The 24,501-nt window shown below is 28.3% G+C and carries 23 protein-coding genes; 13 read left to right on the forward strand and 10 right to left on the reverse strand.

The window, feature by feature from the left end; all coding sequences use genetic code 11:
* Positions 1-25 precede the first annotated feature (25 nt).
* From AB8B22_RS08970 to AB8B22_RS08980, 3 genes are all read right to left on the reverse strand, one after another.
* The gene (locus AB8B22_RS08970) at positions 26-1,075 is read right to left on the reverse strand and encodes an SIMPL domain-containing protein (protein WP_094079775.1); all 1,050 of its coding nucleotides are present in this window, start codon (positions 1,073-1,075) and stop codon (positions 26-28) included.
* A 46-nt stretch (positions 1,076-1,121) separates the two neighbouring features.
* Positions 1,122-2,204 (reverse strand): SIMPL domain-containing protein, encoded by a 1,083-nt coding sequence (locus AB8B22_RS08975; protein ID WP_369710856.1) that lies wholly within the window; start codon positions 2,202-2,204, stop codon positions 1,122-1,124.
* Positions 2,205-2,293: 89 nt separating this feature from the next.
* Positions 2,294-3,418: an SIMPL domain-containing protein gene (locus tag AB8B22_RS08980; RefSeq protein WP_369710857.1), complete on the reverse strand. Its 1,125-nt coding sequence runs from the start codon at positions 3,416-3,418 to the stop codon at positions 2,294-2,296.
* Between the two features lie 268 nt (positions 3,419-3,686).
* Here AB8B22_RS08980 and AB8B22_RS08985 point away from each other — a divergent pair, with 268 nt between their 5' ends.
* The 13 genes from AB8B22_RS08985 to AB8B22_RS09045 all read left to right on the forward strand — a co-directional run bounded on the left by AB8B22_RS08985 (position 3,687) and on the right by AB8B22_RS09045 (position 15,555).
* On the forward strand, positions 3,687-4,601 hold the full coding sequence (locus AB8B22_RS08985; RefSeq protein WP_369711950.1) for a PASTA domain-containing protein: 915 nt from the start codon (positions 3,687-3,689) through the stop codon (positions 4,599-4,601).
* 47 nt (positions 4,602-4,648) lie between these two features.
* Positions 4,649-5,524 carry a ribosome small subunit-dependent GTPase A gene (rsgA, locus tag AB8B22_RS08990; RefSeq protein WP_369711951.1) on the forward strand — a complete coding sequence of 292 codons (876 nt, stop codon included), beginning with the start codon at positions 4,649-4,651 and terminating at the stop codon, positions 5,522-5,524.
* A 26-nt stretch (positions 5,525-5,550) separates the two neighbouring features.
* Complete coding sequence (gene rpe / locus AB8B22_RS08995; protein ID WP_369710858.1) at positions 5,551-6,186, forward strand: ribulose-phosphate 3-epimerase; 636 nt, start codon at positions 5,551-5,553, stop codon at positions 6,184-6,186.
* Positions 6,187-6,202: 16 nt separating this feature from the next.
* Complete coding sequence (locus AB8B22_RS09000) at positions 6,203-6,865, forward strand: MarR family transcriptional regulator (RefSeq protein WP_094079767.1); 663 nt, start codon at positions 6,203-6,205, stop codon at positions 6,863-6,865.
* Between the two features lie 163 nt (positions 6,866-7,028).
* Positions 7,029-7,757, forward strand: coding sequence for a tRNA1(Val) (adenine(37)-N6)-methyltransferase (locus AB8B22_RS09005; RefSeq protein WP_369710859.1), 729 nt, complete (start codon positions 7,029-7,031; stop codon positions 7,755-7,757).
* 95 nt (positions 7,758-7,852) lie between these two features.
* Entirely contained in the window at positions 7,853-8,590 is a 738-nt protein-coding gene (locus tag AB8B22_RS09010) for a hypothetical protein (protein ID WP_314082129.1), read from the forward strand.
* 21 nt (positions 8,591-8,611) lie between these two features.
* A complete protein-coding gene (gene rsmD / locus AB8B22_RS09015; protein ID WP_369710860.1) occupies positions 8,612-9,163 on the forward strand; it encodes a 16S rRNA (guanine(966)-N(2))-methyltransferase RsmD in 552 nt (183 codons plus the stop codon).
* 36 nt (positions 9,164-9,199) lie between these two features.
* A complete protein-coding gene (xseB, locus tag AB8B22_RS09020) occupies positions 9,200-9,421 on the forward strand; it encodes an exodeoxyribonuclease VII small subunit (protein ID WP_094079763.1) in 222 nt (73 codons plus the stop codon).
* A gap of 85 nt (positions 9,422-9,506) precedes the next feature.
* Positions 9,507-10,424, forward strand: coding sequence for a polyprenyl synthetase family protein (locus tag AB8B22_RS09025; protein WP_369710861.1), 918 nt, complete (start codon positions 9,507-9,509; stop codon positions 10,422-10,424).
* 33 nt (positions 10,425-10,457) lie between these two features.
* Positions 10,458-11,159 carry a hypothetical protein gene (locus AB8B22_RS09030; protein WP_369710862.1) on the forward strand — a complete coding sequence of 234 codons (702 nt, stop codon included), beginning with the start codon at positions 10,458-10,460 and terminating at the stop codon, positions 11,157-11,159.
* An 11-nt stretch (positions 11,160-11,170) separates the two neighbouring features.
* Positions 11,171-11,947, forward strand: a complete 777-nt coding sequence (locus tag AB8B22_RS09035) for a polyphenol oxidase family protein (protein ID WP_369710863.1) — start codon at positions 11,171-11,173, stop codon at positions 11,945-11,947.
* A 69-nt stretch (positions 11,948-12,016) separates the two neighbouring features.
* Positions 12,017-13,807 carry a signal peptide peptidase SppA gene (sppA, locus tag AB8B22_RS09040; protein WP_369710864.1) on the forward strand — a complete coding sequence of 597 codons (1,791 nt, stop codon included), beginning with the start codon at positions 12,017-12,019 and terminating at the stop codon, positions 13,805-13,807.
* Positions 13,808-13,941: 134 nt separating this feature from the next.
* Complete coding sequence (locus AB8B22_RS09045) at positions 13,942-15,555, forward strand: Rqc2 family fibronectin-binding protein (protein ID WP_369710865.1); 1,614 nt, start codon at positions 13,942-13,944, stop codon at positions 15,553-15,555.
* Between the two features lie 99 nt (positions 15,556-15,654).
* On the opposite strand, the gene AB8B22_RS09050 is transcribed toward AB8B22_RS09045, so the two are convergent.
* The 7 genes from AB8B22_RS09050 to AB8B22_RS09080 form a co-directional block, all read right to left on the reverse strand.
* A complete protein-coding gene (locus AB8B22_RS09050) occupies positions 15,655-16,593 on the reverse strand; it encodes a DUF4300 family protein (protein ID WP_369710866.1) in 939 nt (312 codons plus the stop codon).
* A 55-nt stretch (positions 16,594-16,648) separates the two neighbouring features.
* Positions 16,649-17,206: a hypothetical protein gene (locus tag AB8B22_RS09055; protein ID WP_094079756.1), complete on the reverse strand. Its 558-nt coding sequence runs from the start codon at positions 17,204-17,206 to the stop codon at positions 16,649-16,651.
* Between the two features lie 278 nt (positions 17,207-17,484).
* Positions 17,485-19,287 (reverse strand): peptidylprolyl isomerase, encoded by a 1,803-nt coding sequence (locus tag AB8B22_RS09060; protein ID WP_094079755.1) that lies wholly within the window; start codon positions 19,285-19,287, stop codon positions 17,485-17,487.
* Between the two features lie 71 nt (positions 19,288-19,358).
* Positions 19,359-20,204: an ABC-2 transporter permease gene (locus AB8B22_RS09065; protein WP_369710867.1), complete on the reverse strand. Its 846-nt coding sequence runs from the start codon at positions 20,202-20,204 to the stop codon at positions 19,359-19,361.
* Positions 20,204-20,899, reverse strand: a complete 696-nt coding sequence (locus AB8B22_RS09070; protein WP_369710868.1) for an ABC transporter ATP-binding protein — start codon at positions 20,897-20,899, stop codon at positions 20,204-20,206. The genes AB8B22_RS09065 and AB8B22_RS09070 overlap by 1 nt, the downstream gene beginning before the upstream one ends.
* 107 nt (positions 20,900-21,006) lie before the next feature.
* A complete protein-coding gene (locus tag AB8B22_RS09075) occupies positions 21,007-21,303 on the reverse strand; it encodes a PG0541 family transporter-associated protein (protein ID WP_369710869.1) in 297 nt (98 codons plus the stop codon).
* 94 nt (positions 21,304-21,397) lie between these two features.
* A complete protein-coding gene (locus tag AB8B22_RS09080; protein ID WP_369710870.1) occupies positions 21,398-24,472 on the reverse strand; it encodes an efflux RND transporter permease subunit in 3,075 nt (1,024 codons plus the stop codon).
* Positions 24,473-24,501 lie beyond the last annotated feature (29 nt).

Below are 24,501 nucleotides of genomic sequence, written 5' to 3' on the forward strand. Positions count from 1 at the left end.
TTTTTTTTCATTCCCTTTAAAAAAATTAATTCATCTCAAATTCAATGTAAACTTCTTTTGAAATATTAAGTTTCGATGGATTTATCACAACATTTTTCTCCAAAACTTTGTCCATTAGCTCTTTGTCGCTTTTTTCTAAAATTTTTGAATCAATTGAAGCATATAAATTGTAGCTGTAATCGTAGTCAGAATATGCTCGGATTATACCATTTGACTTGTCAGTTATTGTAACAGGATTTTTTAAGTTCAAATTAGTTTTTCCCAAAATAACTTGCGCTTTTTTTAACGCTTCCTTGTAAGCGCTTTCATATAGTTCATCTTCCAATTTCTGCTTGTTATCAATATCATACTCAATATATCCGTTTGTTCCAATTCCAACTGCATATGCAACGCTTATTATATTTCCCAGACTTTTCATATCTCTAGTTGTAACTTCCACATTGTGAGTAACTGTGTTAACTTCTTTTTTTACACTTTCTCTTTTTTCAAGACTGACTTCGTCATTTTTAAATCCAGCAATTTTTATAATATTTCCAAGTCCTTTTGTGCCAAGTTTTTTTTGCAAATCATTAAATTTATCAATCGCTTTCTGGTAAGCAACTTTAGCTGTTTTATCCCTTGCTTTTATCTCGAAAGTATTTATTCCTTGTGAATTTATTTCCACTTTATAAATTTTTTCATTTGATAAAATCTGCAAAAAGTCTTTTAAACTATTTAACTCAATTTTATTTGCTTCAATTGTCAGAACTGTTTCGTATTCCTTTGCTCCTTTGTTGACTGTTTCATATTCCCAATCGTAAGATTTATCGGTAAAATAAGAAACTGAATCTATTTTTTCATATTTTCCACCAGATTTACTCAGTAAACTTTTAAATTTTTCAAGTCTTTGTGAATTTTCCCGACTTGCTTTATCCAAATTTTCATCTTGAGTTTTTATTGTAAGCTGCACTTTTGCTAAATTTGGAAATATTTCTTTTTTTGCAATTCCTCTAACTTGTATTCTTTTTCCAGAAACGACATCAGAAAATGTCAAAACACAAGTCATCATAAATAAAAATGTCATTATTTTTTTCATTTTTTCATTTTAAAATTATTATTTAAATAATTTTATCTCCCTTCATTTATTTTTTTTGCATCTCATACATCACAGATATATTTTGCTCTATTTTTAAAGGTTTTGGAGTGTAGTCAACTCTTGTTTTACCAACTTTATAGCCTCTATTAAAATCATATCCACCTCTTATCTGCATTCCTGAAGAATTTCTTTCTTCTGTTAAATCAGCAGCTTGTGTTTTCACTTCCCATTGGCTGTCAATCCTGTCTATCATTTTTTGCTGAAAGTCCACATCTTCGCTTACGACAATCACATCTCCAACTTTTAAATTACTTGACTTTAAGATACTTTCTGCCTTTTGTCTTGCTTCATTATAGGCATCGCTGTACATTTGCGACTCGATTTCATTTCTGTTGGACAAGTCAAATTTTATCGAACCTGCTATATTAAGACCATCGGTGTCTGCCAAAGTTATTATCGTATTCAAATCTTTTAAATTTTTTGTTGTAACTTTTAAATTTTGAATTACTTCATAAACTTCCGTTTCTTTATAATTTTCGGCATTTTCTTTAATTTCATAATCTCCAAAAAAAACATTATTTTTTGTTGCATTTATTGTTTTTAGTTTATTTCTCAAAATATCCAGTTTTGAAAATAATTTATTCAAAGTGCCATTTAATGTCTTATCGCTTTCTTTTAACTTAATTTCGTAAACATTTTCTTTCTCGTCCTTTTTCACGCTTTGAAATTTATCTCCGTTATTTAGTTCAATGAGTTCTCCCAGCTTTTCAAAATCTACATTTTTTACGAAAACACTCATTTGACCAGAATATGAAGACACATTTTTATTGTCTGAATAATTTTTATCTTTAATTTTTCTATCTGAAATAGAAACTGTTTCAACATCGCCAGACACTAAATTTTTTGTTCTCAAATCTTTCTTAAATTTTTCTAATTTTTGTTTCACTTTTGAAGACGCTGCACTCAAACTTTTGTCCTTATCCTTAATTTGAAAACTCAATGTTGCCATATCTGGCATGATTTCTCTTTGTGCATTTCCCGTCACGCTTATTTTTTTTACATTATCTTCATTTGCAGAAAAAATATTTAGACTTAATAATGCAAAAAGTGCCACTAATATTTTTTTCATGTTTATATCTCCTTTAAAGACTTTACAATTTTACCAATTGATCACTTTTCTATTGACTTTTTATTTTTTTCTTTCTTCTTTTATAAAAATCATTTTATCTCATACATCACAGACACATTTTGCTCCAATTTTAGTGGTTTTGGAGTGTAATCAACTTTTGTATTTACCGCCCTTTTTGATGTACTATAATAGTTGACACGATCTTCAAGATAACTCTCTGCTACTGGCGCTGAAAGTTCTGCTGTGTTTGTTACTGCTTTCACTTCCCACTGACTGTCAATTTTATCTATCATTTTTTGCTGAAAATCCAAATCTTCGCTGACTATAATTGGCTTTCCAAGTTTTAGCACACTTGACTTCAAAATGCTTTTAGCTTTCTTCTCGGCTTCATTAAATGCCTGTTTATACATCTGCCGCTCAATTTCATCTTTATTTGACAAGTCAAATTGAATTGAGCCATTTATATTAATATCATTGTCCGCAGCAATAGAAATTATCGTATTCAAATTTTTTAAATTTTTTACTGTCAATTTTAAATTATGATTTACATAATACATGTCAACAGGAGTTTTGCTGTCATTTGTAAAATTTTCAGTAATTTTATATCCGCCAAAGACGACATCGTTTTTAGTTTCACTCAAATTTTGCAATTTTTCTTTTACATCGTTTACTTTGACAAATAATTTATTCAAAGCTGTATCCACAGTTTTATCAGTTTCTTTTAAACTTACAGAATAAGCATTTTGAGAAAAATTTTTTTCAATTTTACTAAAATTTTTTTCCCCGTCTACGCCAATTAATCCACTTAATCTATTAAAATCAATATTTTTTACCAAAATCTCAATTTCAGCGGTATAAGAAACTGGCGTTTTTATTTCACTTTTTTGTTTTTGATTCTTTAAATTTTTTGGCTTTACATCTTCTTCATACTCCGTATTTTTTGTGTCGTAAAATGAAATTGTCTCAATTTCTCCCGTTTGAATTTTTCTAGCGCCAAGTTCTTTTTTAAAATTTTCCAGCGCATCTTTTGTCTTTTTGGTCGCCACATTCAAATCTTTGTCTTTTTCTGAAATCAAAAAATTTATAACCGCAATATCTGGCATAACTTCTTTTTCAGAATTTCCAGTCACGCTTATTTTTCTTATGAGATTTTCGCTTGTTGAAAATAAATTAAAACTGCTTAAAATAAGCAAAGACATCATTATTTTTTTCATAAAATCCTCCTTTTTTTTATTTTTTAAATTTTATTTATTTTTTTTATTATCTTAATCATAATTATACCATATTTTCTTTATTTTAAAAGTTATAATTTCAGAGTTGATTTTTTAGTTTACAATCTTTCATTTAAAAATTGTATTTATTTATTAATTGTGATATTATATAAATGAGTAATTTATTAAAATAAAATCTATAAAAATATGAGGTGTGTGATGTCAACAAAAAAAATTAAATCCCGGTAAAATAATAAGATTTGTTATTGTGATGATTTGTTTAGTGACACTAGGAATTTTTGGACGAGGTGTATTCGATAGACATTTTTTTAACACTCGCATGACCGTTATTCCAAATGTTATGAACTTAAATGAAAAAGAAGCGATAAAATATTTAAAGGAAGCTGGACTGAAAGTTAAAGTCATTCATTCAAAAACCGAAAAAGTACCACTAAATGTGGTTCACAATCAGGATCCACGACCTGGGAAAAAAGTTAAAGTAAATAGAGTTATAAAGATTTGGGTAAACAACGGTCAAAATCAAGTTGTCCCAAATATAATTGGACTCGAACTTTTAGAAGCTAGATCAAAGTTAAAAGGACAAAATATTCAAATTGAAACAATTGATTATTATCCTTCAAACCAAAAATATAATACAATTTTAGGAGTTTATCCAAAACCTGGAACAAAACTTGAAATCAATCAAAAAATTTCAATACTTGTATCTTCACAGCAGATGATAGATCCGTCTGTTATGCCAAATATAGTTGGACTTGATTTAAATGATGCAAGAGAACTTGCAAAACAAGTTGGGATAAATATTCAAAATGTATCTTACACAAGCGATCAGACTTTGCCGCTAAATACTATTATTTCTACAAATCCTGCAGCAGGAGCTAGAATTCAGCGGGGACAAAATGTATCAGTTGTCATAAATACAGCTTCTCGTGCCAGAAGACGTCAAACAACTGAAGAAATAATAAATAGATCAAAAAATGACATTAATAAAAACGGAATAGAAAAAGCAATTGATGACACAATTAATAAAATTGATAACAGTAATTCTGGAAATAATAACAGCACAAATAATCCGACAAATAGTGGAAATGACGGAAACAGCGGAGATAATCCATCGCAAGGAAATAATTCAGATAGTCAGCAATCGGAAGATGACAGTGGAGAATAAAAAAGAAAGGGGACTAAATCATAAAAGAAAAAATTAAAGGAAAAGTTATTAGAAAAATTAAAGGTTTTTATTATGTCATAAAAGAAGATGCCAAAAATTTGAGCAAAGAAAATATTTTTGAGTGCAAATTGAGAGGCAGCTTAAAAGTGAAAAACAGTAAACTAAACTGTATTATTGGAGATGTGGTCGAATTTGACGAAGATGAAAAAGTTATAACTAAAATTTTTGAGAGAAAAAATTATTTACACAGACCACTTCTCTCAAATATAGATTTTATTGGAATTCTATTTGCAATTGAAAATCCTAAGTTTGATTTTATTAATTTTCAAAAAATGCTATTAAATTCAAATTATCAAAATATTCCGTGTATTTTGATTTTATCAAAGATTGACCTTGTTTCTAAAGATGAATTAAACCAATTTTTAGAAGAGTTTCTAAAAATTTTTGGAAACACAGTCCGTGTTTTTCCAATTTCTATAAAAGGGAATTTTGGAATAAAAGAATTAAAAGATTATATAAAGAGGAAATCCATCGTAATTTCAGGACCGTCTGGCGCAGGAAAATCTTCACTTATTAACTCTTTAATGGGAGAAGAGCTACTTGCCACAAATGATGTCAGTCAAAAGACAAAAAAAGGACGACACACGACTACAGAGAGTAGATTTTTTATGACGGATGAGCATTCTTATATAATTGATACGCCAGGATTTTCTACGCTTGATTTTCCAAGATTGAAAAGCAAAAAGGAACTAGAGCTGCTTTTTCCAGAATTTTTGGAATTTTTGAAAAATTGTAAATTTCGTGACTGCATTCATACAAATGAACCTAATTGCGCAATTAAAGAAAATGTTCAAAATCATAAAATTCATAAGAAACGATATGACTTTTATCTTTATTCACTAAAAAATATAAAAATCAAATAAATTTAAAAAGAAAAGAGGAAATTTTGATGGGAAAAGAAATAATCGTTGCGCCTTCTCTACTAGCAGCAGATTTTAGCAATTTAAAAAAGGAAATTCAAGAAGTGGAAAAATTTGGAGCGGATTTTCTTCATCTTGATGTAATGGACGGAAATTTTGTGCCAAATATCAGTTTCGGCTCTCCAATTTTAGAAGCGATAAGACCACACACAAAACTTGTTTTTGATGTTCATTTGATGGTTGAGAATCCCGACTGTCTGATTCATCTATTTAAAGACTGTGCGGACATCATAACTGTTCACGCAGAAAGCACGAAACATTTGAACAGAACCATTCAACTGGTAAAATCTTTTGGAAAAAAAGTTGGAGTTGCTCTTAATCCGTCAACTCCGCTGGATTTTATAAAATATGATTTAGACAATATTGACATGGTTTTAATTATGACGGTAAATCCTGGTTTTGGCGGGCAAAGATTTATTCCTGAAATGCTTCCTAAAATAAAAGAGCTAAGAAATTTAGCACCAGAAATTGACATTCAAGTGGATGGCGGAATAAATGACAAAACTGGAAAACTGGCAGTCCAAGCTGGAGCAAATATATTAGTTGCAGGTTCTTACATATTTAGCGGAAATTATAAAAATAAAATTAACTCATTAAAATTTTAAAGAGAGGGAAAAATAAATGTATAATAAAATAGAAAACTTATTGGATCAATTTTATAAAACATATTATAAAATTGAAGAAATTAATTTAAATCAAGTTATAAAATGTCTCACGACTACTGAAATACATGTAATTGAAGCCATCGGACAAGATAAAATCACAATGAACGAACTGGCTGAAAAACTTGGAATTACAATGGGAACTGCGTCAATTGCCATAAATAAACTAAACGAGAAGCAATTTATTGAGCGAATTCGTTCCGACGAAGACAGAAGAAAAGTTTTTGTAAAACTTTCTAAAAAAGGGGAAATGGCGTTAAATTATCACGGGAATTTTCATTCAACAATTTTAGAAAAAATTACAGAAAATATTCCAAAAGAAGAACTAAAGGCTTTTGTCACAACTTTTGAAACCATTTTAAACAATTTGGAAGTGATAAAAAAAGATATTCAGCCTGAATCAATTTTAACTTTTGAAGAAGGCGACACCGTTCAAGTTTCTTCCATCAAAGGAAGTGTTGCAATAAGAAAATATTTAAATGAAAAGGGAGTCTTGATAAAATCTCTTATAAAAATCATAAATATCGACAAATTTTTGATTACGATGTTAGTTGACGGAGATGAAAAAATTTTAAATGTGGAAGATGCAGAAAATATAATGGTTAGAAAAAACTCTCTGTAATTTTTTAAACTTAAAAACTCTTTCTTGCATTTTTTCGATTATTAAAGAATAATAATTAAAGAAAGAGTTTTTATTTTTCTGAAAAAAAAGAAATTGAAAAAATTTAAAAAAATTTGAAAAAAAGTTTAAAAAATGAGAAAGGTAAAAAATTTTACAAAAAATCATGAAAAAAAATGGAGAGAAAACGACAACACCGATTAAAGATTTGAAAATTATTCAAAGAAACGATTTTCAAAATTTCACTTTAGATTCTGTACTAATTTCTGATTTTGTGAAAATCAACAGAAAGACAAAAAAAATTCTTGATATTGGAACTGGCTGTGGAATTATTTCAATTCTTTTGGCAAAACGAAGTAAAGCAAAAATTACTGGAATTGAACTTTTGGAAACAATGGCTGAAATTGCGAAAGAAAATGTTAAAAATAACGGTTTTTATGAACAAATTTCGATTGTGAACGAAGATATTAAAAATTATAAAAAAACTTTTTCAGAAGCGCAGTTTGACACAATCGTCACAAATCCACCATATTTTGAATTTAAGGGAGATTTTTCTCAAATTAATGACTTGAAGCAATTGGCTTGTGCTAGACATAATATGAATTTGACGATTGAAGAAATTATAAAAATTTCAGCATATTTATTAAAAAATATGGGAAGTTTTTCGATAGTTTTTCGGAGTGAGCGGCTAATTGAAATTTTGGAACTTTTGAAAAAATATAATTTGGAGCCAAAGAGAATGAAAAACTGTTATACTAAATGGAACGAAAATGCCAAAATTTGCATGATTGAAGCGATTAAAGATGCAAATAGCGGACTTTTGATTGAAATGCCAATTTTTGTTTATGATAAAAATGGGAAAAAAAGTGAATATATTGAAAATCTGTATAAATAAAATATTTAGAAAAATTTAGTTATATCTTGACATTTACTTTAGTCTATGATAATTTTTATATAATTAATTAAATAAATAAATTTAGAAAGGTAAATATGTTTAAAAAAATATTAATTTTAACGACATTTTTTTTATTTAGCGTCATAACATTTGCTCAAAATAGTAAATTTTTGGCAGTTGGAAATGTGAAAATTGTGCGGCAAGAGCCACTTGCAATTAAAAGAGAAGATCTTAATATTACAATTGAAAAAGATAACACTATAAAAGTTGAAAGTTTTTACACTTTTGAGAATGTTGGAAATTATAATGTAAAATCAACTTTTCTTTTTTGGCTGGATTCAAATATAGAAAAAGTTGAAAAAGAAGATTTTAGCAATAAAAATACGAATAATCGTGGAAAATATATTAACAATATAAAATTTTTCTCTGATTACAAAAAATCTCAAAATTTGAGAGCGGTTATAAAATTTGACGAAAATATTTACAAAAATCAAAATGGAGAAGACATTCAAAGAGAATGGTTTGCAATTTCAAAAACTATAGAACCAAATAAAGAAGGGAAACTTTATCTTTCTTATGATTTAAAAAACACAGATTTCTTGCGGACAAAAAATTTTACATACAGTTTTGATTTAGTGAACAATTTTTTAAATAAAAATAAAGTGGAAATTTTTTATGTAAATATTTACAATAAATCATTAAAAAAAATAAAAAGTATAGATTACAAAGGCTATGAATTTAAAAATATAAGTACAAATAAAAACAAGGAACATTTTGAACTTCTTGCGGGAAGTGTAAATTTGGACGATAAAATGGTCATATATTTTTATTAATTAATTGATGAAAGGAGAAAAATGAGAATTGTTGCTGGAAAATTAAAAAACAGAAAAATTTACTCAAGGGAAGGAAGAGATACGAGACCGACTTTAGAAAGAATTAAAGAAGCGGTATTTAGCATACTTGGCGAACAAATTGAAAATGCAAGATTTTTAGATTTATATTCGGGAACTGGAAATATTGCGATTGAAGCACTGAGCCGTGGAGCTAAAAGAGCTGTCATGATTGAAAAAGACAAAGAAGCACTGAGAATAATTATCGAAAATATAAATAATTTAAATTTAGCAGACAATTGCAGAGCTTACAAAAATGATGTTTTTCGTGCGATAGAAATACTTGGCAGAAAAAATGAAAAATTTGACATAATTTTTTTAGATCCGCCATATAAAGAAAATATTTCAGTAAAGACAATTAAGAAAATTTTTGAGTGCGAAATACTTGACGAAAATGGAATTATTATTTCAGAACATGGCGTTTATGAAAAAATGCCGGAAAAAATAGAAAAATTTGTAAAATATGACGAGAGAAATTATAATAAAAAAATTGTCAGCTTTTATAATTTTGAATAAAAAAATTTAGAAATTAAATTAAATAAAGGAGAAAAAATGGCAGCAAAAAAACAAACTTATGAAGAAAATATTGAACAAATTGATAAAATTTTGGAAAAATTAGAAAGTGAAGAATTGTCGCTTGACGATTCGATTGAAGAATATGAAAAAGCGATAAAACTTATAAAAGATTCGGAAAAATTACTAGAAATTGGTGAAGGAAAAGTGCTAAAAGTTTTGGAAAAAAATGGGAAAATAGAAGTTGAAGATTTGGATTAACTTTAAAGCTATTTTTAAAAAATTATTTTAATTTAAAAAACAAAAAAATCTCAAAAATATACGAATGTGAAACGGTGTAAAAACTATGTTAAAAGATTATTTAAAAGAAAAAAAAGAAATTGTAGAAAAAAATTTACGAAAAAAATTGAAAAAATATGAATATCCAGAAAGACTTTCCGAAGCGATGAATTATGCTGTTATGAACGGTGGAAAAAGAATTCGTCCCATTCTTATGTATATGATGTGCGACTTATTTCAAAAAAGTTATGAAAATGTGGAAGATATTGCATCTGCACTTGAGTTTATTCACTGCTATTCGCTTGTTCACGACGATTTACCAGCGATGGACAACGATATGTATCGCCGTGGAAAATTGACAACTCACATAAAATTTGATGAAGCGACGGCTATTTTAGTGGGAGATGTGCTTTTGACGGAAGCGTTTAATATCATTTCCAGTTCAACGAAAATTAGCGATAAAAATAAAGTTGCGATAATTTTAAAACTTTCAGAATATGCAGGATTCTACGGAATGGTTGGCGGACAATATAAAGATGTTGAATCTGAAAAAATACTAAATTTAGACACAGAAAAAAATATCAAAAAAAATATAAATATTGAAGAAAATAAAAAAATATTAAAATACATTCACACCCATAAGACAGGAAAACTTTTAACCGCTGCAATTGAATTGCCGCTAATTGCTTTTGATACACAAAAAGAAAAAAGAGAAAAATTAGTGGAATATTCAAAACTTATTGGACTTGCTTTTCAGATAAAAGACGATATTTTGGATATTGAAGGAGAATTTGAAAATACTGGAAAAAAATCAAACGATGTGGAAAATGGAAAATTGACTTATCCAAGTTTGTTTGGTTTTAAAAAAAGCAAAGAGATGTTAGATAAATGTCTTAAAGAAGCGAATGAAATTATAAAAAACGATTTTTACGGAAATGAATTGCTTATGGAACTTACGCAATATTTTGAGAACAGAAAAAAATAAAAAAATTTTATTTAAAAAGAAAGTGGGAACTTTATGAAAAAACTATTTATGATTTTTTTACTTGCTATGTCAATACAAATGTGTGGTCCTGACCTAAAATTAGATTACAATGTAACCAAAAGTGAAAATTATAAAATTTCTGAAAAAAAGATGAAAAAAAATTCTTTGGAAGTGAAAAAAGCGTTTGAAGAAGATCAGAAAAAATTTAAGGAAAAAGTGAAAGAACTTGCGACAAAAGTGATTGAAGAACAAATAAAATCAACTAAAAACGGTGGCGATGACCTAAGTCTTCAAACTGCTAAACAAATGGCAGTTAGAATGATTGAAAAAGGAATTGAATATCAAAAATCAAAAATCGAAGAAATAAAATTTTTCAGTGATAAAGACGCTCAAATTTCTCAAAAAGTGAAAATTTTAGACAACTCTAAAATTCAGAAACTTCAAAATGAAGGCGTACTTTTTGATCTTGTGGCAAAAAAACTAAAATATAAAGATGTAAATGACATGATTTCTAAAATGCAATCAATGGACAAAAACGAAGGTACTTCTAAAATTATGAACGGAATTGCCGAAGTTATGGACGATGAAATGAAAAAAGAAGAAAATTACACACAAGTAAGTGCAACTGTGAATATGGAAAAAATTAACGGAAAATGGCAAATTAAAGATTTGAATGAACAAATTAAAAATATAGAAATTATATTTTCAAATTTATCACAAGCCATTATAAAATAAAGGGGAAAACAATGTTTGTTGAAAAAGAAAATTATTTCTACATAGAAGAATTTGAAAAACTGGGAGTAAAAGCGATTTACACAAAAAAAAATGCTGGAAATATGTCAGATTACTGTCCCATTGAAAATCAAATTGAAGGAATTCAAAAAGAAAACAGAAAAAAATTATTGGAGCAGTTTGGATTTGAAAATAAGAAGTCCGTTATGGCGTTTCAAACGCATTCTGCAAATGTTTTTGTAATTGATGAAAATACAACAAAATATTATTATGAAAAGGAGTGCGACATCGACGGATTTCTTACAAAGAGAAAAGACATCGTCATTTTTACTTTTTATGCGGATTGTCTTCCAATTTTTGTGTACGACAAAAAAAATAAGGTAATTGGAGTGTGGCACTCAGGTTGGCCAGGAACATTTAAAGAAATGATGAAAAGTGGACTTGACAAAATGAAAGAGATTTACAAAACTAATCTAAAAGATGTCTTAATGGGACTTGGAATTGGGATGCAACAAAAATATTATGAAGTTGGAATAGAATTTTATGAAAAGTTTTCGGATAAATTTGGAAAAGAAACTGAGTTTATAAAAAAATCTTTTTGCTGGAACGAAAATACAAAAAAATACCACTTTGACAATACAAAATTTAATGAAATTATGGCACTAAAACTGGGCATTTTAAAAGAAAACTTAATTATCTCAAATGAAGATACTTTTGATCCAAGATTTCATTCTTACAGAAGAGAGGGAAAAATGAGTGGAAGAGCTACGGCTATGATTAGTTTTATTTAAAAACTTCTATATTTGATATTTCATTTTTAAAATGTTATAATTTTAAACAACTTAAATTGGAGGTAAAAGATGAAATTTTTTGATTTTATAAAAAAATTTTTTTGGTTCACTTTAAAAGAAACTTATTCATTTTTTTTGAAGCTGACATTATTGATAATCTTAATTTTTATTATAGGATTTTCAACTGTGGCAATTCTAGATTCTAAATTAAATGGCGAAAAAGTCAAGAAAAATAATGATTACGTGCTATTTAATGTTTCAGATGTTGTAGAAGACAAAGTTATCGGTTCAGATTTTCTTTCTGACAAAAAAGATATATCATATATGGATATTTTGCAAAGTTTGGATGCAATAAAAAATGATAATTCTATAAAAGGAGTTATTTTGTCGCTGGACAACATTAATTTATCTTCTTCTAAAATTGAAGAACTTACGAAAAAGTTTTTAGAAATTAAGCAAAACAATAAAAAAATATACGCTTTTGGAGCATACATCACAAATGCGAATTATAAACTGGCATCCATTGCCGATGAAATCGTGGCAGTTCCATCAGCTTCAGCTAGTGTAAATTTAACTGGCTACAACTATTCTGATATTTATATGAAAGGGCTTCTTGACAAACTTGGTGTAGATATGGAAGTTGTAAGAATCGGAAACTATAAATCTTATGGAGAGAACTACGTTTCCAATCAGATGTCGCCTGAACTAAAATCAGAACTTACAAGAATTTTTGAAAATAGATACCAAAAATTTGTAACTGATATTTCAAAAAATAGAAATATTGATAAAAATGCTTTAAATGACGATATTGTAAGTGGTGTAGATACTAATCTATCAATTTTTGATGCAAGGGATAAAAAATTAGTCGATAAATTGGAACATTTTTCTGACTTTACGAAAAGGTTAAATATTAAAGAGGACAATGTTTCAGATATTTACGATTACTATGAAAAAAAAGTTAAAGATACAAAAGTTGGAAATGGCTCAAATGGGACAATTGCTGTGATTTATGCAGAAGGTTCAATTTTGTACGATGCAAGTGGCGTTACACAAGGTGTAATCACTCCTGATAATATCACTCAAAAACTTGAAAAAGCGATGAAAACTAAAAATTTGATGGGAATTGTACTTCGTGTAAATTCTGGCGGAGGTTCGGCTCTGGCTTCAGAAGTCATCTATCAGGAACTTTCTAAAATAAATATTCCAGTTTATGTTTCAATGTCTGATATGGCAGCGTCTGGTGGTTATTACATCTCAATGTCAGGAAAAAAAGTATTTGCCGACAATGCGACAATAACAGGTTCTATCGGTGTCGTTTCAATGGTTCCAAAATTATATAACACTCAAAATAAATTGGGGATTTCATCAAATAGCATAAGCAAAGGGAAATATTCAGATATTGACAACAGTTTTACACCATTATCTGAGGAATCAAAACAAAAACTTGTTCAGTCAATGCAGCAAACTTATGCTGAATTTAAATCTCGAGTTACAAATAATAGAAAAATTGACGAAAATGTATTGGAAAATTATGCGCAAGGAAGAATTTGGCTTGGGGATGAAGCTAAAAATATACATTTAGTTGACGGAATTGCTAGTCTTGATGAAGTTATTAAAACTATGGCAAAAGATTTGGGAATTGATAAAAGAGATTATGCGGTTGAAAATATTTATTTGGAAGAAGACTTTATGACAAAATTACAAATGCTGACTTCAAAAGTTTCCGAAAAATTTAAGTTATCAACTGAATTGAAAGAAAAAATTCCTGGAGCTAAAACGGCACTTGAAGCATATGATGTGGCTCTTGCGAATAAAAATAAACCGCTTTATTACTTGCCGTATAAACTAGAACTTTATTAAAAATTATAATTAAAAAATTATAATTAAAAAATAAAAATTAAATAATAATAATAATATTGTAATAACAAGAAGTTCTATTTTTCAAATTAAAAATAATTTTAATATATTTTAAAATTAAATTAAAAGGAGGTAATATGCTTTATTTGGATGGAATTGGAATTTCATTTTTGGTTAAGGAGATTAAAGAAAAAATTTTAAGATATAAAATTACAAAAATTTTTCAATATGACAGAAATTCATTTTCACTTTTTTTCGGAAAAAATAATTTGATTTTTCAAGTGAAAGATAATTCTACAATTTTTTATTTAAAAAATGAAAAAGATTTAAATACAGATTATCAGTCAAAGTTTTTATTATCTCTGAAAAAATATTTGCAAAATTCAGTTTTAATAAATATAAGACAGGAAAGTTTTGACAGAATTGTATATTTTGATTTTGAAAAACTCAATCAATTTGGAGATATTGAAAAATATACACTTATTATTGAAATAATGGGAAAAGCGAGTAATGTCTTTCTCACTTGCAGAGATAAAATTTTAGCTGCACTTTATTTTACTACACTTGAAGTTGGAAATCGTGTCATTATGACTGGTGCAAAATACACTTTGCCATTTGAAGAAAAGAAAATTCCGCCAATTTATTTTGAGAACGAAAATTTTCCTTTTGAAACGGATGATTTTTTGAAAAAATGTGAAGGCGCTGGAATTCCATTTGCTGTGCAGTGTGCAAGTAATTATGACACTTTTAAAAAATATTTGGAAAATTATAAACCTGTGATTTATAAAATTTCAAAAAATAAAAAAATACAAAAAGTTTTTACTTACAATGAATTTTCTGAATTTGAGAAAAAAAAAGTTGGAGAAAATGAATATTATGAAACTTTGAACGAAGGTCTTAACGAATATTTTAAAGCAACGATTACTTCAAATGTGCTTAATGAAAAGAAAAAAAATTTGCTAAAATATGTCGACACGCAAATTAAAAAATTTAAGAAAATAAATAAAAATATAAATATTGATTTGAAAAAAAATGAAAATTATCAAAAATATAAAAATATTGGCGATATTTTAGCTGCAAACATGCATAAATTAAAATATGGAATGAAAAAAGTCACTGTTATTGACTTTTATGCAAATGAAGAAATTACAATAAATCTTGATCCAACTCTTTCGCCAAAAGATAATTTAAATTTTTATTATAATAAGTATAACAAAGGAAAAAGAACACTTACGGCACTAAACGAAAGACTTATTGACATTCAAGATGAAATTAAATATTTTGAGCAAATTAAGATGTTTATTGAAAAAGAGAATGATTTTATTGGAATTGAAGAAATTGAGTCAGAGTTAAAAATGTCAAATTTCACTCACACTAAAAAAATTAAACTTAATAAACATAAAAAAAGAGAACTCCTTTCATTTGAATATGACGGCTTTAAAATTTTTGTTGGAAGAAATAATAAAGAAAATGAGGAAATTTCCTTTGCAAAAGGAGAACCAAACGATATTTGGCTTCATATAAAGGATATTCCTGGAAGCCATGTGCTAATTCTCTGTGGAAATCGAGTTCCAAGTGAAGATGTCATTTTTTATGCAGCAAAATTGGCTTGTGAACATTCAAAAGCACAAAAAGGTGACAAAGTCACAGTTGATTATTGTCAGCGAAAATTTGTCAAAAAAATTAAAAATAGCAAACCTGGAAATGTCATTTATACAAATTTTCATTCAATTTTGGTCGAAGTAGAATAGAATAGAATAGAATAGAATAAAATAAAAAATAAAAAAGGCTATCCATAAAAATAAGATTTTATGAAATAGTCTTTTTATATTTTTAGAGCTTTAAAATTTTTAGTTTTTATTATTTGGATTAATTCTATATTCTTTAAGCAATTCATCATTTTCCATAATAAACGGCTTAGCCACAGGCTGTCCCCACGCAGTGTCATACTTATTCATCAAATAATCATTAAGTTCAGTCCGATTATTAAATTTCAATGCTTGATAAGGCTGCTGAAACGCCAATTTTTCAATAAATAATAATTTTCCATCTTTCTCAGGAACTAGAATCCCAACATGTCCTACAAATAAAATATTCTCCTTTGGATCATCGTTAAAATGGAAAAATACAGAAATCATCGAAATTTTACTATTTTTATCAAATACAATTCCTCGCTCTTTCCAAGCATCTTTTACATTTTTAGCGTGAACTCTCACATCTTTAGTCATCTCTGTCGGAATTTCTGAAAATAAATTAACAAATTTATCTTTTTCATTTTGAGAAAATAACTTAAATGGCACATTTTTCAATGACTCCATATCCATAAAAAGCATTTCTCCTGCTTTTATAACTGGCTTTTCCATTTTTATATAATCTTTCATCAATGTAAATGCCGTTATTCGACAGTTAAATCCAGGAAAATTTTTATTTTTTTTGTCCCAAATTTGCTGAATTGCCGCTTCGTCGTAATTCGGATTTATATTTTTAGAATTTAAAAATCCTGATTTTATCAATCCTTTATTTTCAGTCGCTTCATTATAATAATTTACACTTTTCAGAAAAAGATCTATATTGTCAGAATCAACTTTTGCATTTTCTAAAATTTCATGAATTTTATTTTGAGTGACTTTATCCGCAATATTTGAATAATCTATACTTTTCAAATATTCTTGTTCTGTTTTTAAATTTTTTATATTTTTTATATTATTATTTTTAACGCCATTTTCATTGGAACAGCTTAACGAAAAAATAATTGCTGTAAAAATCAATAACATTTTTTTATTTTTCATTTAATCTCCATCTTAACTAATAAATATTTTTTATTTTATAACTTAATATTTACAATTACAATTTACTGTTTATATTAAAACTTTTGCTATTATTTGTAAAATAATTTTTTTTATTTTGTGAAACTGATATTTTCAAATCTTCCGTATCATTTTGAGCTGCTTCTTTATTGGAATTTTTATCTTCACTCAATTCTAGATACAAATATTTTCCATCTTTTGCTTCTGCATTTTCATCGTCTATTTTATCACTTGTGTATATTTTAGAAACTTCTCTGTTTACTTTTGTTTCTGTTGTATTATTAACTATTGGTTCATCGCCTTTATCTTCTTTTATCTTTTTAGAAATATGTTTTTGAGTTACTGTAACTGCATTTTTTGACAATTTTTCATTCTTTAAAGACTTGTCAAATTCGATGACAACAGCTTTTACTTTTTTTCCAGAACCTTTTTTTTCAGTTATTGCCGTTACATTTTTTACATTATTTACATTCAAATTTCCTTTATCTGCAATTTTTATATCAATATGATTATCCTTACTTTCAGTCAATATTACAAATCCAACTAATGCAATCAAAGCTCCAAGCACTACATTTCCTAAAGTTTTTATTTTCATAGCAATTCCTCCTATTCTTTAAATATTTTATATTTAAATATTTTATTATTTTTACTATTTACTATATTATATATCATATTTTTGTCAAAATTTTGTTTTTTTCCTTAAAAAATCTTGTAATTTACCAGTATTTTACAAAGAATTGAAAATTATATTATCTACACCTCCTGCCTTGTTTATGTTCAAAATCTTGGTACACTTCAATTATAAAAAAAACCTTATTCACTGAATAAAGTTTTTTTACAAATTTAATTTTAGCTGTCCTTTTCATAATTTAATTAATTTATACTTGCAAGAGTTTTTTCGGCAAATTCGTGCGCCAATTCCAATCTTGCTCTTTCTTTTGAATTTTCAAAAGTTGCAGGTGTAAATGGTATTTCTGAAGTTTTTACAACTAGAAAATAACCAACTGGAAGATTTTTTTCTATTATTTCATTCAGTTTAGAAGCAAATAATTTATTTACTAATTCATCATCTTTTCCAATTCCTGGAACGGTTTCACCTTTTAATAATTTTTTAAATCTCTCTTTTACATTAAAGTTAAATCTGTCTTGTTTTTCAACTTGATCCCAAGTAACTTTTCCGCTTTGAACCTGCGCTTTTAAGTCATTAACTTTTTGTGCAACTTTTTGTTTTGTAGCTTCTGATATATTTGGTGTAATCAGAATGTGACTAACTTTTGCTACATTTGGATTATTTGCATCTTTTGATTCAATATAAATAATGTGGTATCCAAACTGTGTTTGAATAGGTCCCACTATATCTCCAGCTTTTCCATTTTTAACCGCATTTGCAAATTCTGGGACAAGTCCAGATAGATCAGTTGTTTCTCCCAAGCTTCCTCCTTTAGTGGCCGAACCTGGATCTTTTGAGAATTCTTTAGCTTTTTGCGCAAAATTATTTTTATTTGTTGTCTTCATAATTTCTTGCGCCTGTTTTTTAGCATTTTCCAAATCTTGTGAACTTGGCTGATATTCATCACCTATTACATATCCGCCAACACTGCTTTGAATGCTGTAACTATCTTTTTTCTGTTCAAATTTAGCTTTTAGTGTCGCATCGTCAACTTTAAAGTTGTCAATTAAAGAATTGTAATATCTTTTAGACAAATCTTGTAATTGGTCAACTCCGACAAGTTCTGGATCTGGTTTTAATCCAGCAGCTTTTGCTTTTACTGAAATTTTTACTAACTTATCCAATTCCACTTTTAAATTAGCTTTTATATCGTTTAATAATTTTTCAGAATATCCATCTTGTGACTCTGAAATAGCTTTTAAAACTCTTTCATTTACTGTTTTATTTAATATTTTATATTCGCCATTTCTTGCTACAATCACTTTAGAATCGTTATATATTTTTTTTATTTCAGGATTTTTAAATTCAATTTTCGCTTTTTCATTCAATTTTACTAGATAAGAATTTAACAATGCATCATTTCTATCTTGTTGCAAACTTTCTTTTAACTTAACTTTTATATCATTGTAATCTTTTCCAGCAAGTCCAGCGTATTGTTCTCTGTCAAATGCTTTTTTCACATCCGCATCAGAAAGCTGGTATTTTCCAAACATTTTTTCCTGTAATTTTTGCATAATTTTACTCTGTTTTATTGCATTTTTATAATCAGTTAAGTTTCTATAGCCACGAGCTGCCAACGCATTCATAAGCTCTTCTTTTTTCACACCTTTAATTTCCTTATTTACTTGTCTATTAATTTCCCCGTTTGGCACTTTTATTTTAAAATCAGATGCCGCTGAAATTAAAAGCGCTTTACTTATAAGATTTTGCAAAATTATTTCATCTGTTATGCTATCTGGCACATCTTGCAAATTTTCTTGAGGGATTCCCATCTGTGCCTTTTGCTGATTTAGTTGTGACAATTGATCTTTTAATATCTGTCTATATGATTCAAACTGATCTTTATAAATTTTCTCATTATTAACCGTTACAATAACTTCCCTGTTTGACATTTGTCCAAAAATAGTATTTTTTAAAAAAAGTATCGCACTTGCAAGCATTCCAATTGCAAACACTACTATCATAATAATGGACAATTTCTTAATCATTTTTCTGCTGTTTCCCATTTTCAATTTCCTTCCTTAAAATTTTCCGATTTTTAACTATCATTTATTATAGCACATTCTGAAACTTTTTTCTATTCCAAATCTATTTTTTTAGAATGAATATAATTTACAAGAAAGAAAATTCCAATATTTAAAAGAATTACAAAAATTATATAGGTTATTCCATAATTTCTTAATAGATCAAAAATTATTGTTTCTCTTATACTAATGTCAGAATCCAATTTTACTAAAAAACTCGCTAATAACGAAAAATAAAATATTCCAATTATTATACCTGTGACAACATATGTAACTATTCCCATAACAAGTTTATTAGATTTTACTAAATTTGCAAAAGTTACGCACATCATAAAAATCCAAGAATTTAAAAGATGTTGTAAAATCAGACAGATTACCACAATTATCATTATTCCCACAATCTTTCCACTATATGGATTATGAAAAATCTGCTGTTTTAATATATTTATTTCTGAGCTCAAAGTTTTTAAATTTTGACCACTTACAAGTATTCCATTAACTATTCCAATTATGTAAAAAACTATGTAGAATATCGCTGAAACAAATGTCCAAAATATAAAATTCAAATATTTTGCCAAAATTAAATTTTTTGAACTTATTGGCAAAGAATTTATCAAATATCCTTCATTTCCATAAACCGAATTATTGAAATTCGTTATTAAAATAAAAAGAGTTAAAATAGAAACATATGACATTATCAAAAAAAATGAAAGTGAAAATATCATTTTTAAAATATAGAATATAATAAAGCTTACATTTTCTTGTGATACATTGACACTTAAATGTATGACAAACGCTGTACATATTTGATTTACCACTCCAATTATAATTGCCACCAAATAAAGTGGCACAAGCCGTCTGCTAATCGCTCTAAAATCATATTTAAACAATTTTAACATTATTTAAACACCTCCCTAAAATATTCGTCAATACTGACATTATGCTCTTTTCTAATATTTTCAATCGAATCGTAAAGTAAAATATCTCCATTATTTACAAAAATCACTTCATCTAAAATCTTTTCAACATCGTTAATTAAATGAGTTGAAATAATAAGTGTCGCATCTTTGCTATAATTTTTAACTATAGTATTTAAAATATAATCTCTCGTAACAGGATCAACACCCGCTATTGGCTCATCTAATAGAAACAGCTTCGCTTTTCTGCTCATTGCCAAAATAAGTTGCACTTTTTCTCTATTTCCCTTTGACAATGCCTTAAATTTTGCGTCTGTGTCAATTTTCAAATCTTTTAACATCTCTCTTGCCACATTTTCATCAAAATCGGGATAAAAATCCAAAAATAACTGAATCAAGGAATCAATACTTTGATTTTTATCTAAATAATCCCTGTCTGGAAGATACGAGATTATCTTTTTAGTCTCCACGCCAATCGGCAATCCATCAATTAAAATTTCTCCCGAAGTCGGCTTTAAAAGTCCCACCGCAAGTTTAATAAAAGTCGTTTTTCCACTCCCGTTTGGACCAAGTAATCCGATTATTTTATTTTTATTAATGGATAAATTAATACTATTTAGTGCCACATTATTTTTATACGATTTTTTTAAATCTTTGCACTCCACTATTTTTTCCATAATTTTACTTCCTTTCTATTTTTTCTTGAAGTTATTTTATCACAAATTTAAAAATTTTTAAACAAAAATATAAATAAAAAAACAGCATCTCTGCTGATTTTTTTATTTTACAAAATGATATCATCTACTGATAACATCACCGCTCCCATCGAAATTCCTCGACCTAAGTCTATTTTCATAATTTTTATAATCCGTAAAATTTCTTCTGCATGCCTATCTTCCAAATAAGTAATTAAAATACTATCTGTTCCTAGTAAAACATGTGTATTAAAATGTTTAAAATCCTTGCTCCAGGAACTATGAATAGTTGGAACAATAAAATATTGCTCTATTCCATATTCTCTTAACTCTTCTTTCATTTTTTCCGTATAAAATGAATCAAAATATATCTCTAATCTTTTCACAAAATTCTCCTCTCTAACTTTTATAAATTTAACTCTATTTGATAACCCGTGAATTTATAAATTATCAAACATTTCAATAAATCAAAGAATTGAATTATTTAGCATATCCTCTTCTTTCTTCTTCTTTTTCTTGTCTTCTTCTTTCTTCTCTTTCTTTTTGTTTTCTTTCTTTTCTTTCTTCAACTAATGAATACAATACTGGTGTAAAAAACAATGTCAACACCGTACAGAATGAAAGTCCAAACATTACTGCAATTGCCATACCTTGATAGTATCCCGAACTTCCTTTACTTGAAAATACCATTGGAAGCCATCCTAATACTGTTGTAAGTGTTGTCATTAAAATTGGTCGAAGTCTTGAACCACAGGCTTCTACTAAGGCATCGTGTATCGTCCAGCCTTTTTTTCGCAATCCTGCAACGAAATCAAGCATTACAATCGCATTATTAACCGCCATACCAAATAACATCAAAATACCGATCATAACGAACATACTAAGTTGTATTCTAGTTATCGCTAATCCAAAAATTACTCCAATCATAGAAAGCGGCAATGTTGTCATAATCATAAGCGGCAATATAAATGATTCTAGCTGAACCGCAAGTACTGTATAAATCAACACAATCGCAAGCAACAAGTCTTTCATAATTTGTCCACCCATTTCAGATTGGTTTTTAGCTTGTCCTGCTACCCCAATTTTGTATCCTTCAGCTGGATTTGTTTTCTTGAATGACTGTTGAATAAATGCTGCTGCATCGTTAAATCCTTTTGATTTATCCAAGTTTGCACCAACTGTTACAATTCTTGTACCATTTTCTGTTGAAATAGTTGAAGCACTTTCTTCATATTGCATTGTAGCAATATCTCCTAATCTAACATAAGTTCCTTTATTAGTTTTTATCTCTAAATCCATAATTTTATTCAATGAATTTTTTTGATTTTTTTCCAATTCCAATACTACATCCAATGTTTCTGTACTTTGAGTTACATCAATCGGATTTGCAGATCCAGAAGCTGTCATAAATAACATTTGAGTAATATCTGTTACAGTTATTCCATAACTTTCTGCTTTTACTCTATCAACTTCCAACTTAGCTTGTGGATACCCACCCTCAGTTGATGACTTGACATCTTTAAACCAAGACTGTCTCTTCATGTCATTCATTATTGAATTTGCAATTCTGTCTAATTCTTGTGGATCATCACCTTCTATTTGAAACGAATAATCTTTCTGCGACGAACGACCTCCTGCTTTTTGTGGCGAAACTGCAAGTGTTACATTTGGTAAATCCTTTAATTTTTCCCTAACACGGTTCATTGCTTTCATTGTGTCTTTTTTTACATCGACATTTATTACCGCTGCACCCTTTGAAGCAAGTACATTTATATCTTTAGTTACTGGATCTGCTTTTACAACAGCTTCCATTTTATTCGCAATATCTCTCGATACATCTAAATCTAATCCTGTCGCAAGCGTCGCAACCACCGAATATTGATTATCATCAATCGTTGGAAAGAATGTAGTTTTTACTGTTTTTCCTATTCCAAATACAACTACTACAAATGCTATTACAACTCCAATTACCATTTTCCATCTATTTTCCAATACTTTTGCCACTAATTCCTTGTATTTATCTCTAAATGTATTAAATCTAGCAGCTTTTTCAGAATTTTCTGAGATTTTTTTAACATCTAAAAATAAACTTGAAGCCATCGGAACCCATAACATCGCAACAATAATCGAAGCTGACAACGCAAACATCATTGAAAACGCAATACTCTTAAATACTTCCTTAGCTATTCCGTCAAATAATATAATTGGCAAGAATACACAAACTGAAGTTGCCGTTGATGCCATCATTGGAAGAATTACTTCATTTGTACCTCGTATCGCTGCTACATTTGCTGGTTCCTTATTAACCTGAATATGATCAAAAATATTATCCAGCGTAACAACCCCGTTATCTACCAGTGACCCAACCGCAAGTGACAATCCCATTAACGAAATCATATTCAGTGTTATCCCTTGTGTTGTAAGCAAGAAGAATGTAAACATTGCTGAAATTGGAATCAATGTTCCTACAACTAATGATGCTCTCAAGTTTTTCAAGAATACAAAAAGCACTATAATTGTAATGATAACCGCTTGCAGCCCGGAACTCGCAACATTTTGTATTGATTTACTAACTTGTTCACTGTTATCAACTATTATATTATAATTAGAACCTTCTGGAAATAATGGTTTTGCTTCTTTCAAAGTTTCCTTAGCCTTTTTCGCAACCTCCACCAAGTTACCATCTTTACTCTTTTGAATCATAACAGCAACCATTTCTTTTCCATTATATGTTACATACGATGTTGGATCCTCTGTTCCATACTCAACTTTTGCCACATCAGCCAATCTAACCGTTTGATTATTTTGATTTGAAATAACAATATCCTGAATTTGATCAAGCTCTTTTAACTCTCCATCAACTTTTAAGATAAATTCTTTCGTCCCATCAGTTATTGTACCTGCTGGTGTTACCGTATTAGCCGCTTTTATTTTACTATAAATTTCTGCCGCTGACAAATTATACTCCTTTAATCTAGATGGATTCAACCAAACTTTAATTTGTCTTGTCGCATTACCCATTACAGAAATATTACCAATACCTCTATTTCTCTTCAATCTAGGCTGTAATGTTTCTTCAACAAATGATGTTATTAACTCTTTATTTTTCCCAGTAATCCCAATCATCAGTGCCATATTGGAACTACCTGTCGCATCCATTTTTGATACTGTAGGATCTTTAAAGTTATCATCATCTGGCAATTGTCCTTTTATTTTATCTATTTGTGTTTGAACTTGTACCTGTTTAATATCCGTATCTACACCATAGTTAAACTCTATCGTAACTACTGATGAACCATAAGAAGATGAAGTTGTTATATTTTTAATTCCATCTACATTTAATGCCGCATCTTCTAGTTTTTTTGATACTTGTGTTTTTACATCCTCCGCTGTTGCTCCCGTCCAAGTGGCATTAATAACAACTATCGGTATATCGAAATCTGGTATTCTTTCCTGTTTCATACCTGTCATCGCTACCCAACCAGCAAAAATCATAAATATAAGTATCATCGTTGTCGACACTACTCTCTTCGTTGCAAATTCTGCTACTGTCATTTTTTTTCACACGATAAAAATCGTGTACT

The organism is Leptotrichia rugosa (genome assembly GCF_041200005.1).
GTDB classification, from domain to species: Bacteria; Fusobacteriota; Fusobacteriia; order Fusobacteriales; family Leptotrichiaceae; genus Leptotrichia; species Leptotrichia rugosa.

What these genes read in the sequence shown, in the direction of transcription:
- AB8B22_RS08970 (WP_094079775.1), bottom strand. Translation starts at nt 1,075, where the DNA reads ATGAAAAAAATAATGACATTTTTATTTATGATGACTTGTGTTTTGACA.
- AB8B22_RS08975 (WP_369710856.1), bottom strand. Translation starts at nt 2,204, where the DNA reads ATGAAAAAAATATTAGTGGCACTTTTTGCATTATTAAGTCTAAATATT.
- AB8B22_RS08980 (WP_369710857.1), bottom strand. Translation starts at nt 3,418, where the DNA reads ATGAAAAAAATAATGATGTCTTTGCTTATTTTAAGCAGTTTTAATTTA.
- AB8B22_RS08985 (WP_369711950.1), top strand. Translation starts at nt 3,687, where the DNA reads ATGATTTGTTTAGTGACACTAGGAATTTTTGGACGAGGTGTATTCGAT.
- rpe (WP_369710858.1), top strand. Translation starts at nt 5,551, where the DNA reads ATGGGAAAAGAAATAATCGTTGCGCCTTCTCTACTAGCAGCAGATTTT.
- AB8B22_RS09000 (WP_094079767.1), top strand. Translation starts at nt 6,203, where the DNA reads ATGTATAATAAAATAGAAAACTTATTGGATCAATTTTATAAAACATAT.
- AB8B22_RS09005 (WP_369710859.1), top strand. Translation starts at nt 7,029, where the DNA reads ATGAAAAAAAATGGAGAGAAAACGACAACACCGATTAAAGATTTGAAA.
- AB8B22_RS09010 (WP_314082129.1), top strand. Translation starts at nt 7,853, where the DNA reads ATGTTTAAAAAAATATTAATTTTAACGACATTTTTTTTATTTAGCGTC.
- rsmD (WP_369710860.1), top strand. Translation starts at nt 8,612, where the DNA reads ATGAGAATTGTTGCTGGAAAATTAAAAAACAGAAAAATTTACTCAAGG.
- xseB (WP_094079763.1), top strand. Translation starts at nt 9,200, where the DNA reads ATGGCAGCAAAAAAACAAACTTATGAAGAAAATATTGAACAAATTGAT.
- AB8B22_RS09025 (WP_369710861.1), top strand. Translation starts at nt 9,507, where the DNA reads ATGTTAAAAGATTATTTAAAAGAAAAAAAAGAAATTGTAGAAAAAAAT.
- AB8B22_RS09030 (WP_369710862.1), top strand. Translation starts at nt 10,458, where the DNA reads ATGAAAAAACTATTTATGATTTTTTTACTTGCTATGTCAATACAAATG.
- AB8B22_RS09035 (WP_369710863.1), top strand. Translation starts at nt 11,171, where the DNA reads ATGTTTGTTGAAAAAGAAAATTATTTCTACATAGAAGAATTTGAAAAA.
- sppA (WP_369710864.1), top strand. Translation starts at nt 12,017, where the DNA reads ATGAAATTTTTTGATTTTATAAAAAAATTTTTTTGGTTCACTTTAAAA.
- AB8B22_RS09045 (WP_369710865.1), top strand. Translation starts at nt 13,942, where the DNA reads ATGCTTTATTTGGATGGAATTGGAATTTCATTTTTGGTTAAGGAGATT.
- AB8B22_RS09050 (WP_369710866.1), bottom strand. Translation starts at nt 16,593, where the DNA reads ATGAAAAATAAAAAAATGTTATTGATTTTTACAGCAATTATTTTTTCG.
- AB8B22_RS09055 (WP_094079756.1), bottom strand. Translation starts at nt 17,206, where the DNA reads ATGAAAATAAAAACTTTAGGAAATGTAGTGCTTGGAGCTTTGATTGCA.
- AB8B22_RS09060 (WP_094079755.1), bottom strand. Translation starts at nt 19,287, where the DNA reads ATGGGAAACAGCAGAAAAATGATTAAGAAATTGTCCATTATTATGATA.
- AB8B22_RS09065 (WP_369710867.1), bottom strand. Translation starts at nt 20,204, where the DNA reads ATGTTAAAATTGTTTAAATATGATTTTAGAGCGATTAGCAGACGGCTT.
- AB8B22_RS09070 (WP_369710868.1), bottom strand. Translation starts at nt 20,899, where the DNA reads ATGGAAAAAATAGTGGAGTGCAAAGATTTAAAAAAATCGTATAAAAAT.
- AB8B22_RS09080 (WP_369710870.1), bottom strand. Translation starts at nt 24,472, where the DNA reads ATGACAGTAGCAGAATTTGCAACGAAGAGAGTAGTGTCGACAACGATG.